Raw genomic sequence first — 11851 nt, 5'->3', positions numbered from 1 at the left:
GCGGCCGCACGCCCAGGTGCACCGCATGGCCGTCGGGCAGGCCGGCCGCGGTGGCGATGTGGTCGACGTTGCCGAAGCTGACGCGCAAGGCCTCTTCGCCCGGCCCGGCGGCCACCACGGCTTCGAGCCGGCCCTCGCGCCGCGACACCGTGGCGGGCAGCAGGTTCATCGCGGGCTCGCCGATGAAGCCGGCCACGAACAGGTTGGCGGGGCGCTCCTTCAAGTCTTCCGGCGAGGCGAACTGCTGCAGCACGCCGCCCGACATCACCGCGATGCGGTCCGACAGCGCCACCGCCTCGGTCTGGTCGTGCGTGACGAACACCGAGGTCATGCGGTGCGCGATCAGGTAGTCCTTGATGCGCCCGCGCAGCAGCGCGCGCAGCTGCGGCTCCAGCTGCGACATCGGCTCGTCGAGCAGGTACAGGTCGGCGTGGCGCACCAGCGCGCGCGCCAGGCTCACGCGCTGCTGCTGGCCGCCCGACAGCGTGGGCGGGTAGCTGTCGAGGATGTCGGTAATTTCGAGCAGCTCGGCCACGTGGCGCACGCGCTGGCGCACTTCCTCGCGCGGCACCTTGCCGCGCAGCAGGCTGAAGGCGATGTTGTTGTAGACCGTGAGCGGCGGGTACAGCGCATAGCCCTCGAAGGCCATGGCCACGTTGCGCTCGGCGGGCTTCAGGTCGTTGATGGTCTTGCCGCCGATGCGGATGGCGCCTTCGCTGACCGACTCGAAGCCCGCGATCATGCGCAGCGTCGAGGTCTTGCCGCAGCCCGAGGAGCCCAGCAGCGAAATGATCTCGCCGTCGTCGATGGCCATGTTGACCGACTTCACGGCGCGGTTGTCGGCGCGCCCCTTCTGCGTGTAGATCTTGCTGACGTCTGTGAGCGTGACGGAGGCCATGACAGAGTTTCCTTGGGGGTCAGAGGCGCGCGCCGTTGGCGCGGTCGAAGAACATGCTGCGGCCCGGCACCAGCGTGGCAAAGCCTTCCAGCCGCTCGCGGCGCGCGGCCAGCACCGGGTCTTCGGGGCGGCTCGACAAGAGCTCGACGCCGTCGCCAGCCTTCAAGAGCGCCACGGTGCGCACGTTGATGGGCATGGCCGCTTCGAGCGTGACGGGCAGCGCGCCCGGTTGCCGCTCGGTGGAAAACACCACGTCTTCGGGGCGCACGCCCAGCACGCAGGGGCGGTTCTCGAGTTCGGCGCGCGGCTCGGGCAGCGCGAGCGTGTGGCCGCCGATCTGCACTTCCATCGCGCCGTTGCCGTTTCCACCGCTGCTGCCGCTGCTGTATCGCGGCGTCACCTCGAACAGGTTGATCGGCGGGTCGCCGAACAGCCGCGCCACCTCGCGGCTTTGCGGGTTGCGGTACACGCCCGCGGGCGAGTCGATCTGCTGGAAGCGCCCGTCGACCAGCACGCCGATGCGGTCGCCCAGCGCCAGCGCCTCGCGGTAGTCCTGCGTCACGTAGAGCACGGTCGAACCGAAGGCCTTGAACAGCTTGGGAAACTCCAGCCGCATCTCGAAGCGGATCTTCGCGTCGACGTTGCGCAGCGGGTCGTCGAGCAAGATCATCTGCGGCTTGTGCACCAGGCTGCGCGCCAGCGAGGTGCGCTGCTTCTGCCCGTTGGACAGCTGCTTGGGCGTGTGGCCCAGCACATGCTCGATGCGCAGCAGCGCGGCCACTTCCCGCACCTGTTTCGCGATCGCGGCCTCGTCCATCTTGCGCGCGCGCAGCGGGCTGGCGATGTTCTCGAACGCCGTCATGTGCGGGTACAGCGCGAAGTTCTGGAAGGCCATGGCCACGCCGCGTTCCTGCGCGGTGGCCTCGTCGGCCAGCTTGCCGTCGACCCAGACCTGGCCCTCGTCGGGCTCCATCAGCCCGGCGATGTGGCGCAGCAGCGTGGTCTTGCCCGAGCCCGAGCCGCCGAACACCACCAGGCATTCGCCGCGCTGCACTTCGATGTCGAGCTTGTCGAGCACCTTTTTCTTGCCGAAGGACTTCGACAGGCCGTTGATTGTCAGATGGGGCATGGGGGAGGCTCCTCAGCCCTTGACCGCGCCGAGGCTCAGGCCCTCGACGAGATAGCGCTGGGCGAACATGGCGATGGTGGCGGTGGGGAGCACGCTGAGCATCAGCGCCGCGGCGATCTGCCCGTACTGGATGCCCGACGCGGTGATGAAGGCCAGCGCGCCGACCGTCACCGGCTGCACGCTCGACGAGCCCAGGATCAGCGCGAAGACGAAGTTGTTCCACGCGAAGATGAACGACAGCAGCGCGGCCGCCGCGATGCCCGGGCGCGCCAGCGGGATCGCGATCTTCACGAAGCTCTTGAGCCAGCTGTGGCCGTCCAGCCGGTAGGCGTGCTCGATGTCGGGGCTGATGTCCTCGAAGTAGCCGCGCACGATCCACAGGATGAGCGGCAGCGTGATCAGCTGGTACACCCAGATCAGGCCGACGTAGGTGTCGTACAGGCCGATCTCCTGAAAGTACAGCTGCAGCGGCAGCAGCACCAGGATGGGCGGCGCGAAGCGAAAGCTCAGCAGCGTGAAGGCGATGTCCTCGCCCAGCTTGAACTTGAAGCGCGCGAACGCGTAGGCGGCGGGCACGCCCAGGATCAGCGACAGCACCACCGACGAGGTCGACAGCAGCAGGCTGTTCCACAGGTTGTGCATGTAGTCGCTCGGCAGCGAGCCCACGTCGGTCTTCAGTTGCCCGGCAATCAGCGAGGCGTAGTTGTCCAGCGTGGGCGAGAACGCCAGCGTGGGCGTGTCGCGCAGGATGTCCTGGTTCGTCATGAACGACATCAGCAGCACCCAGACGAACGGGAACAGGAAGAACAGGCCGGCGGCGGTCAGCAGCACGGGGCGCGCAATGCGAAAGAAGGTGGCGGAAGTCATGGCGTGGTGCGTCCTGCGCGGTGCTTCAGGCCTGGCCGCGGGCGCGTTGCCGCAGCTTGAGCCAGTGCTTGATGAAGAGCGTCGACAGCACGTAGGTGATGGCCCAGAGAATCAGCACCAGCGCCGCCGACTTGCCGATGTTCGAGAAGCTGAAGGCCTCCAGGTAGGCCTGCACCTGGAACGCGGTGAGCGAGTCGCCCGGGCCGCCCTGCGTCATCGAATAGATGATGTCGAACTGCTGGATGCTGTCGAGCATGCGGAACATGCCGGCCGTGAGGATGTACGGCGTGAGCATCGGCAGCGTGATGCGAAAGAACACGAAGGTGGCGGGCACGCCGTCCAGTTGCGCGGCCTCGAAGGGCTGCGGCGGCAGCGCGCGCAGCCCGGCCAGCAGCAGCACGATGATGAAGGGCGTGTAGACCCAGGTGTCGACCAGCACCACGGTGAACATGGCGGTCTCGGGCCGCGACGACCAGCCGAAGTCGGCAATGCCGACCAGGCCCAGCAGGTAGTTCAGCACGCCGAAGCTCGGGTTGGTCATGAGCTTCCACATCAGGCTGGCGATGGCCGGCGCCACCATCAGCGGCAGGATGAGCAGCACGCTCATGGCGTTGTTCACGCGGTTGCGCTCCTTGAGCAGCAGCGCGATGCCCATGCCCAGGAACAGCTGCACGCCCACCGTGGCCACCGTGTACACCAGCGACACGCGCACCGTGTTCCAGAACGCCGCGTCGGTGAACAGGTCGATGTAGTTGGCGAACCAGACGTAGGCGCGCTGGTCGGGGAACGACAGGTTGTAGCGCTGCAGCGAATAGCTCACCGCGGTGAAGAACGGAATCAGGATGCCGATGCACACCAGCAGCGCCGGCAGGCTCAGCAGGTAGGGCAAGAGCGTCTGGAAGCGCAGGCGCCGGCGCGGTCGTGGGCGCAGCGGTGCCGCCAATGTGGTCGTGTTCACGAAAACTCCCCGGGAAAGATGTCGATGAAAGCTGCCGGGCGCCGCCGGCAGGCTCTGCGGCCCGCGTCGGCGGCGGGCGCGTGCGTCAGGCCAGGCCGACGCCCTTGAGCTTGCGGCTCAGGCCGTCGGCGAGCTTGTCCAGCCCTTCGCCGACCGGCAGCGTGCCGCCGTACATCTGCTGCAGCGTGGAGGCCCACTCGGTCGTGAACTCGGGGAACAGCTGCTGCGGCGTGAAGTAGATCTTGGCGGCCTCCACGCTGGCCTGGTATTGCTTGAGGTAGCCGGGGTACGACTTCTCCAGGCGGGCCTTGAACTCGGGGTTCTCCCACACCGACTTGCGGATCGGGTTCACCAGGTCGCCCTTGGTGGCGCCGAAGGTGGTGTTCTGCGTGCCGGTGGCCCACTGCATGAAGAACCAGGCGGCTTCCTTCTGCTTGGAGAACTCGCTCATCGCCAGCGACCAGATCCAGATGTTGGGCGTCGGGCCCTTGGCCTCGGGGTTCGGCGTGAACGCCGAGAAGGCCAGGTTGCCGGCTTCCTTGTTGCCGCTGCCGTTCATGAAGTAGCCCAGGATGTCGGCGTCGTAGATCATGGCCGAGTTGCCCGCGCCCAGGTCGTTGCCGACCTCGTACCAGGTGTAGTTGGTCCAGTTCTTCGGGCCGCCGTTCTTGACCATGTCGATCCACTGCTGGTGGAACTTCTTGCTTTCGGGCGTGTTCATGGCGGGCACCAGCTTGCCGCCCGCGCTGGTGAAGTCCTTGTTGCCGAAGTTGGTGTACGCCGACAGGAAGCCCGCATGGATGGTGGCCCAGCTGCGCGAGCCGCGCACGCCGATGCCGTAGCCCTTGCCGCTCTTGCTGATGACGGCGGCCTTCTCGGCCATGTCACCCAGGTTGGTGGGCGCGCTGATCTTCAGCGCGTCGAAGATGCGGCGGTTGTAGGCCAGGCTGTTGAGCTCGAAGCCCCATGGCACGGCCCACTGCTTGGCGCCCGCGCCGCCCAGCTCGGAGCCGGCCTTGCCGTCCCACGCGGTGGCGGCGCGCAGGTTCTGGTAGATGTCGTCCCAGGCGTAGTTGGCCGAGGTGAGCTTGGCGTCTTTCAGGTAGGTGTTGAGGTCGACGATCTGGCGCGCGGGGCCGTACTTCCAGGTCTGGTAGGCGCCGGTCATGAAGGCGTCGTACTGGCTGCTCTTGCTGGCCAGCGCGGCCGTGACCTTGTCGAAGTACACGTCCTCGGGAAAGATGTCGTACGTGACGTTCAGGCCCGTGAGGGCCTTGAAGTTCTCGATGTTCTTGATCATCGCGTCCACGTAGGGATGCTTGTTCAGCAGCAGCTTGAGCGATTTGCCCTTGTGCTTCATGAAGTCCACGCCGCTGTCCTGGGCGAGGGCCTCGGTGGACACGGCGTTGAGCATCAGGCCCGCGGCGGTGCCGCTGAAGCCCAGGGCGGTGGCGCGCGTCAGAAAGCCGCGGCGGTCGAGTCGTTGATCATGGCAAGCCCGTGCAAGGGCCTTCAGTGCTGCTTCAGACATGGATGGTCTCCGGTATTTTTGACAACGCGCACGGGCCGGCCTCGGGTGGCGGTCGGCCTGTTCCTCAGGTCCGAAGCACTGCCTTCGCAGTGGCTTCGTTCACGATCAAGGCCGTCACGACACCGGCGCGCATCACCGCGCGGATCGCATCGGCCTTGTCCTTGCCGCCCGCGACGGCCAGCACGTCGCGGCCCCGCAGGTCGTCGAGCGACACGCCCACGGCGCGCTCGTTCATTTCATGGGTGATCTGCGTGCCGTCCTCGGCAATGAAGCGCCCGGCCAGCTCGCCCACGGCGCCGGCCTTGCGCACCGACTGCAGCTCCTTGGCGGTCAGGGTCTGGCTGCGCAGCAGGTGGGTGTCGGGCATCAGGTCGGCGATGCCCACCACGCACAGCTGGCATTCGCGCGCCAGCTTGAACACGTTCTGCACGCCGCGCTGGGCGCGCAGCACCTCGGCATCGGCCACGCTGTCGGCAATGAAGGGCACGGGCATGAAGTAGCACTCGCCGCCGGTGCGCTCGGCCAGCTTGGCGATCACGTCGAAGGGGTTGGCCGACGAGCGCCGCGTGAGGCTGCCGAGCATCGAGATGAAGCGCGTGTCGGGCAGGTGCAGGCTGGGCAGCCGCTCGACCATGGCGGCCAGCGTGCGGCCGTGGCCGATGCCCACGGTGTGCACCTCGCCGTTGCTGAGCACGCGGTGCAGGTAGCGCGCCGCTGCCACCGCGAGGCTAGCGATGGTGGCGTCGGGCTCTTCGGGGTCGCTCACGTCGGGCACCACCACGCAGCGCGTGAGGCCGAAGCCGTGCATCAGCTGGTCTTCGAGCGCCATGCATTCGGCGGGCACGCCCTCCACGAAGAACTTGACCAGGCCGTTCTGCATGGCCGACGCCACCAGCCGCTGCACCTTGACCCGCGTGATGCCCAAGCGGTCGGCAATGGCTTCCTGCGTGTAGCCGCCGACGTAGGCAAGCCAGGCGGCGCGGATGGCGAGGCTTTGTTCAGCGTCCACGGCAGGCCCCGTTTTCGGCTGTCAGATCAATTGTTCGTTCACTGTTCATTTGTTCGGAGTGTGCGCGCGGATGCGTCGCGCCAGACCGGTGGATACCCTTATGGATCGTTCGACGGGAATCGCGCACAAGGCGTGCGGGCGCGCGGACGCATGCAACCGAGGGGCTGTGGCAGCCCGTCGGCGCGTTTTCTCAGGCCGCCATCGCGCAGCCGAACCAGCGCTGGAGTGCTTGCGCCAGGCCGTCCATGCTGTTCGCCTCGCCCGTCCAGGCAATGCAGGCGTCGGGGCGGATCAGCATCGAAAGACCGGTGTCGACGGCCACGCAACGGATCTTCGGCGTGGCCGCCGCCACGAGCCTGGAGGCCTTGCCGCCGGCCGAGGCGTCGAGAAGCACGCCCATGCCGTCCTGCATGAGGCCGTAGAGCGCGGCGTCGCCGTGGCCGACCCGCCTGTCGCCGACCAGCCGTCCGACCTCGTTTGGCACCGACCCGAGTTCGTAGCGCGTGGCAAGGCCGCTCATGAGCTCGCCGATGTGCCGGTTGACGTCGTCGAGCTGCATGAGGTTCGCGATCAGCTCTCGCATGGCGCCCGCTTGCGGATCGGGCCGCATGATGGCTACCTGCGCCAGGGTGTTCGCCAGCACGGCCTTGGCAACGGGCTGCCGCTCGGCGGTGTAGGTGTCGAGCAGGCTGTCGGGCATGTCGCCGCGAACGACGACGGCGAGCTTCCAGCCGAGGTTGGCGGCGTCCGCGAGGCCGAGGCTCAGGCCCTGGCCGCCGAACGGCGAATGGACATGCGCCGCGTCGCCGGCCAGCAGGACCCGGCCCTGGCGGTAGGTGTCGGCGAGCCGCGTGTTGTCGGTCCAGCGGCTCGCGTTCTCGAGCGACTTCACGCGAACGTCGGTGCAGCTGACGCGGCGCAGCACGGCTTCGATTTCCTCGCGCGTGACCGGCGCCTGCCGGTCTGCGGGCGGGCCGCTGAAGTCGAGCACGAACAGGCGGCCGGGCAGCGGCCCATAGGAAAATACGCCGCCCGGTGTGCGATGCCAGCCGATGGGCATCAGGTGTTCGGGATGGTCGATTTCCGCCGAGGCCTGGTAGAAGGTCAGCGTGGGCGGCGTGCCGGGAAAGGCGAAGCCGGCCATCTTGCGAACGAGGCTGCGCCCGCCGTCGCAACCCACGAGCCAGGCGCAGCGGGTGCGGCCCTCTCCCGTTGAAGAGGCCCACGCCACCTCGACACCGTCCGCCTGCTGCGTGAAGCCGGTGACCTCGCACGCGCGGCGCACCTCGATGCCGAGGGCGCGCACGCGCTCGGCCAGCATGGCTTCGACGGCGTGCTGGTCCACCGGGCGGGATCGCCGCTCGGGCTCTTTCTGCGCGTCTTTCCGGATCAGGGACAGGCCGGCGAAATGGCCGCTGAACTTCGAGCCGCGGCCGCGCGCCTGTGCGCCGGGCTGCTCGAGGAACGGCTTCATGGCCGCGAAGGTGCGCGCTTGCGCGGCGGCGATGGCGTCGGCCATGCCGCGCCGCTGGAGCGCCTCGGCGCCGAGGGGGCCGATCCCCAAGGCCTTGACGGCCATGCTCGGCGCGGCGAGCCGCTCCAGCACCATGACGCGCGCGCCGCCCAATGTCAGTTCGATGGCGGTGAGCAGCCCGACCGGGCCGGCGCCGACCACCACGACATCCACGTGTTCTTTCATAGACTCGATTCCAATATGTACTCGGTACATAAACTGTACTCGGTACAATATTGGCATGTCAACGCCACCCGACCTCCGATCCCGCAAGCGCCTTGCCACGCGGCAGGGCATCTCCAACGCCGCCACGCAGCTCTTCCTGGCGCGGGGCTTCGACAAGGTGACGGTGGACGAAATCGCGGCCGCCGCCGACGTCGGGCGCATGACGGTGTTCAATCACTTTCCTCGCAAGGAGGACATGTTCTTCGACCGCGACGCCGAGGTCCGCGAGATCCTGCGCGAAGCCTTGCGGCAGCACGACCCGGGCGTTGCGCCGATCGAGACCTTGCGCCTGCTCGCGCATCGGCTCGCGGAAGAAGAAAGCCCGTTCATCCGCTTTTCCGCCGGCAGCCAGGGCTTCATCGAGACGATCGAGGCCAGCGAAACCCTCAAGGCCCGGGCGAGGGCGATACGCGACGAGATCGCGCAGGTCGTCACGCAGGCGCTGTCCGAATGCGTGGGGCGGGAGCCCGCCGATCCCGCCGCCCAGTTGGCGGCAGGCCTGCTGCTGGCGACATGGACCGTGGCCCTCATCCAGGCGCACCGGGCGTTCAGGCAGAGCCAGGACGCCGAGGCCGCGAAGGCCCTTTTCCTGGCCCTGGTCGACAAGGGAACCATCGGCCTGAACGCGGCCATGGCGGGCACGCCCTACGCCTGAAAAAGCGCCCCGCCAACGAGCGGGGGCGCGGCTAGTTCTTGCGCAGGAAGTCGCCGACCAGCGCGGTGGTGGCCTTCGGGTTCTCTTCCATGATCCAGTGGCCCGACGCGGGCACCACGCCTTCGGTCACGTCGCTGGCCGCGGCGCGCATGACCATGGCCATCATCGGCCCGAACGACTTTTCCCCGCCGAGCGCCAGCACCGGCATCTCCAGCTTGCCCTGCGCCATGAAGGCCTTGTTGTCGATGGCGTCCTGGTCGAAAGCCGGTGGTGGCGCGGGCCGACAGGCCCATACCGCGCACGCCGGGAACGACCACGGTGTGGTCGCGCGCGATCCTACTTGCTTGTGGCCACGCCGACCATCCCATGGGCCGGGCAACCGGCGCCCGTGCCATCGGCGCCGCACCAGTCGCCGCCCAGCGCCTTCACCAGGAACACCGAGGTCAGCAGCCGTTGCCCCTGCAACTGCGCGGCCTGTCGCTCCACCGTCAGCAGCGACTGCTGCGCGGTGATCACGTCGAGGTAGGTCGACGCGCCGCCTTCGTAGCGGCTGGTCGCCATGTCGAGCACGCGGCGCGCGGCGGTCACGGCGGCCTGGGCCTGCGCGGTTGCGCTGTCGAGCGCCGAGAGCCCGGTGATGCCGTCTTCGACCTCCTGCATCGCCGTGAGCACGGTACGGCGGTAGTTGCCCACGGTGGCGTCGTAGCCGGCCTTGGCGAAGTCGACGTTGGCGCGCACGCGCCCGCCGTCGAACAGCACCTGCGTGGCCGATACGCCCACCGACCACAGCAGGCTGGGGCCGTTGAACAGCGTCTCGATCATCCGGCTGTCCACGCCCACGGTGGGCGAGATGAAGATGCTCGGGTAGAAGGCGGCGGTGGCCACGCCGATCTGCGCATTGGCGGCGGCCATCGCGCGCTCGGCCGAAGCCACGTCGGGCCGGCGCTGCAATATTTCGGAGGGCACGCCCAGCGGCACGGCGGGCGGGCGGATCTCGCGCAGGTCCACCGGCAGCGCGAAGTTCGGCGCCGGCGTGCCGGTGAGCGTGGCCAGCGCGTGCTCGTACTGCGCGCGCTGCTTCTTCAGCACGTCGACTTGCGTCAGCGTGGTTTCCAGCAGCGCCTGCTGCTGCGCCACATCGAGGCCCGACACGGCGCCCAGGTCATGGCGCGCCGTGACCAGCTCCAAAGCGCGGCGCTGCAGGCCGATGGAGCGCGACAGCACGTCGAGCTCGATGTCGGTCGAGCGCAGGTTGAAATAACTGTTCGCCACGTCGGCGCCCAGCAGCAGGCGGGTGTTCTGCAGGTCGGCGGCCGACTGCTCGGCCGAGGCCTTGGCGCCTTCGACCGTGCGCTGCACGCGGCCGGCCAGGTCGACTTCGTAGCTGGCGTTGAGCGACAGCGCAAAGTCGTTCTGCACGGTCGACGAGTTGTTGGTCGCGTAGCTGGTGAGCGGCCGGTTGGCGGAAATCTTCAGGCGCGACGCGCGCGTGCCCAGGCCCAGCTGCGGGTACTGGCTGGCCGCGTTCGCCGCCAGCGTGGCGCGCGCCTGCGCCAGCCGCGCGTTGGCAATGGCCAGCGTCGGGCTGCCGGCCAGCGCCTGCTCCTGCAGCGCGTTGAGCTGCGCGTCGTTGAAGCGCTGCCACCACGGGCCCTTGTCGGCGGTGTCGCTGGGCGCGCTCACGCGCCAGGGTTCCTCGAGCTTCCAGCTGACGGGCAGCGGCGTGTCGGGCGTCTTGTAGTCGGGGCCGACCGCGCAACCCGCCACCAGCACGGCGAGCAGGGCGGCCAGCGCGATGCGGCGCGGGCGATGCGTCACGCCGGGGCCTTCGGCGTGGGCGCCTTCGCGGGCGGCGCTTCGGGCGCGACCGCCACCACGTCGCCTTCGGCCAGCGAGTCGGAGGGGTTCAGCACCATGCGGTCGGTGCCTTCGAGCCCGTCGATCACCTCGACGTTCTCGCCGTAGTTGCGCCCCAGCGTCACGGCGCGCAGGGCGACGCGGCCCTCGGCGCCGACCACCGCGATGCGCGTGCCCTCGGCGCGGAACAGCAGCGCGTTCGACGGCACGGTGAGCGTGCGGCTCGCGGCCAGCGGCAGCGACACCTGCACGTAGGCACCCGGCAGCAGCGCGCCGTCGCTGTTGGGCAGCGACACCTCGACCTGCATCATCCGCGTGGTCGTGTCGATGGAGCCGGCGGTGCGCGCCACCTGGCCCTTGAAGGTCTGGCCGCGCAGTTCGGCCTGCGTCACCACCACGGGCTGGCCGGTCTTCACGAGCTGGGCGTAGGCCTGCGGCACGTTGATGTACACGCGCAGCGGGTCGGTCTGCGCTAGCAGGAACAGCGCGCGCCCGGCGCCGCCGCCCGCGCCCGCGTCGATCAGGTCGCCCACGTCGACATTGCGCCGCGTGATCACGCCCGCGAACGGCGCCACCACGCGCTTGAAGCCTTCGGTCTGCTTCAGGCGCTGCACGTTGGCATCGGCCGCCGCCACGTTGGAGGTGGCCTGCGCCACGGCGCTGCGGCGCTCGTCCAGGTCCTGCTGCGAGACCACGTCCTTCTTGCGCAGCGCTTCCCAGCGCTCGGCGGTGCTGCGCGCCAGCTCCAGGCCCGACGCCGCCTGCGCGCGCGCGGCCACGGCCTGCGAGAGCTGCTGGTCGATCTCGGGCGTCTCGATTTCGGCGAGCAGCTCGCCCTTTTCGACGCGGCTGCCGATGTCCTTGGTCCAGCGCTTCAGGTAGCCGCTGGCGCGCGCCGAAATGGGCGACTGCACGAAGCCCTGCAGCGTGCCCGGCAGCGACAGCGTCTGGCCGGTGGCGGGCGTGCGGGGCAGGGCGGTCTGCACGTACTGCTTCGCGCGCTCGCTGGTGCCGGCTTCGAGTGCGCGGGCGTTGGCGATGCGCACGAACACGGTGCGCGCCGCGCCCAGCCCCAGCAGCACGAGGACGATCAGCACCAGCCAGCGCGTGCGCCGCACGATCTGGCGGCGGCGCAGCAGCTCGCCTTCGCCCTCTTCAACGGCGATGGGGTGGATGGCCAATGCCGAATGGCGTTGCTCCGTCATGGAA

Annotated in this window: 11 protein-coding genes; 1 reads left to right on the top strand and 10 read right to left on the bottom strand. The window is 68.8% G+C overall.

Going from position 1 to position 11851, the window contains the following annotated elements; translation table 11 throughout:
• The 7 genes from BMG07_RS18035 to BMG07_RS18005 all read right to left on the bottom strand — a co-directional run.
• A partial coding sequence (locus BMG07_RS18035; RefSeq protein WP_198085713.1) for an ABC transporter ATP-binding protein occupies positions 1-898 on the bottom strand: 898 nt, incomplete at its 3' end.
• Between the two features lie 19 nt (positions 899-917).
• Positions 918-2027, bottom strand: coding sequence for an ABC transporter ATP-binding protein (locus tag BMG07_RS18030; RefSeq protein WP_198085712.1), 1110 nt, complete (start codon positions 2025-2027; stop codon positions 918-920).
• A 12-nt stretch (positions 2028-2039) separates the two neighbouring features.
• Complete coding sequence (locus tag BMG07_RS18025) at positions 2040-2894, bottom strand: carbohydrate ABC transporter permease (RefSeq protein WP_198085711.1); 855 nt, start codon at positions 2892-2894, stop codon at positions 2040-2042.
• 25 nt (positions 2895-2919) lie between these two features.
• A complete protein-coding gene (locus tag BMG07_RS18020) occupies positions 2920-3852 on the bottom strand; it encodes a sugar ABC transporter permease (protein ID WP_307866998.1) in 933 nt (310 codons plus the stop codon).
• A gap of 85 nt (positions 3853-3937) precedes the next feature.
• Complete coding sequence (locus BMG07_RS18015) at positions 3938-5383, bottom strand: extracellular solute-binding protein (protein WP_198085710.1); 1446 nt, start codon at positions 5381-5383, stop codon at positions 3938-3940.
• Between the two features lie 64 nt (positions 5384-5447).
• Complete coding sequence (locus BMG07_RS18010; RefSeq protein ID WP_198085709.1) at positions 5448-6392, bottom strand: sugar-binding transcriptional regulator; 945 nt, start codon at positions 6390-6392, stop codon at positions 5448-5450.
• A 190-nt stretch (positions 6393-6582) separates the two neighbouring features.
• A complete protein-coding gene (locus BMG07_RS18005) occupies positions 6583-8091 on the bottom strand; it encodes an FAD-dependent monooxygenase (protein WP_269759115.1) in 1509 nt (502 codons plus the stop codon).
• 55 nt (positions 8092-8146) lie between these two features.
• Between BMG07_RS18005 and BMG07_RS18000 the strand changes: the two genes are divergently transcribed.
• Positions 8147-8785: a TetR/AcrR family transcriptional regulator gene (locus tag BMG07_RS18000; protein ID WP_198085708.1), complete on the top strand. Its 639-nt coding sequence runs from the start codon at positions 8147-8149 to the stop codon at positions 8783-8785.
• Positions 8786-8816: 31 nt separating this feature from the next.
• On the opposite strand, the gene BMG07_RS17995 is transcribed toward BMG07_RS18000, so the two are convergent.
• From BMG07_RS17995 to BMG07_RS17985, 3 genes are all read right to left on the bottom strand, one after another.
• Complete coding sequence (locus BMG07_RS17995) at positions 8817-9014, bottom strand: alpha/beta fold hydrolase (protein WP_198085707.1); 198 nt, start codon at positions 9012-9014, stop codon at positions 8817-8819.
• Positions 9015-9121: 107 nt separating this feature from the next.
• A complete protein-coding gene (locus BMG07_RS17990; protein WP_198085706.1) occupies positions 9122-10603 on the bottom strand; it encodes an efflux transporter outer membrane subunit in 1482 nt (493 codons plus the stop codon).
• Positions 10600-11847 carry an efflux RND transporter periplasmic adaptor subunit gene (locus BMG07_RS17985; protein ID WP_198085705.1) on the bottom strand — a complete coding sequence of 416 codons (1248 nt, stop codon included), beginning with the start codon at positions 11845-11847 and terminating at the stop codon, positions 10600-10602. Before BMG07_RS17985 ends, BMG07_RS17990 begins: the two co-directional genes overlap by 4 nt.
• Positions 11848-11851 lie beyond the last annotated feature (4 nt).

Source organism: Variovorax sp. E3, from assembly GCF_016082275.1.
Taxonomy (GTDB): domain Bacteria; phylum Pseudomonadota; class Gammaproteobacteria; order Burkholderiales; family Burkholderiaceae_C; genus Variovorax.
This window is presented reverse-complemented; position numbering and strand designations above follow the sequence as displayed.

Excerpts from the sequence above, each read along its gene's own strand:
- BMG07_RS18030 (WP_198085712.1), bottom strand. The coding sequence starts at position 2,027 with ATGCCCCATCTGACAATCAACGGCCTGTCGAAGTCCTTCGGCAAGAAA.
- BMG07_RS18025 (WP_198085711.1), bottom strand. The coding sequence starts at position 2,894 with ATGACTTCCGCCACCTTCTTTCGCATTGCGCGCCCCGTGCTGCTGACC.
- BMG07_RS18015 (WP_198085710.1), bottom strand. The coding sequence starts at position 5,383 with ATGTCTGAAGCAGCACTGAAGGCCCTTGCACGGGCTTGCCATGATCAA.
- BMG07_RS18005 (WP_269759115.1), bottom strand. The coding sequence starts at position 8,091 with ATGAAAGAACACGTGGATGTCGTGGTGGTCGGCGCCGGCCCGGTCGGG.
- BMG07_RS18000 (WP_198085708.1), top strand. The coding sequence starts at position 8,147 with ATGTCAACGCCACCCGACCTCCGATCCCGCAAGCGCCTTGCCACGCGG.
- BMG07_RS17995 (WP_198085707.1), bottom strand. The coding sequence starts at position 9,014 with ATGGCGCAGGGCAAGCTGGAGATGCCGGTGCTGGCGCTCGGCGGGGAA.
- BMG07_RS17985 (WP_198085705.1), bottom strand. The coding sequence starts at position 11,847 with ATGACGGAGCAACGCCATTCGGCATTGGCCATCCACCCCATCGCCGTT.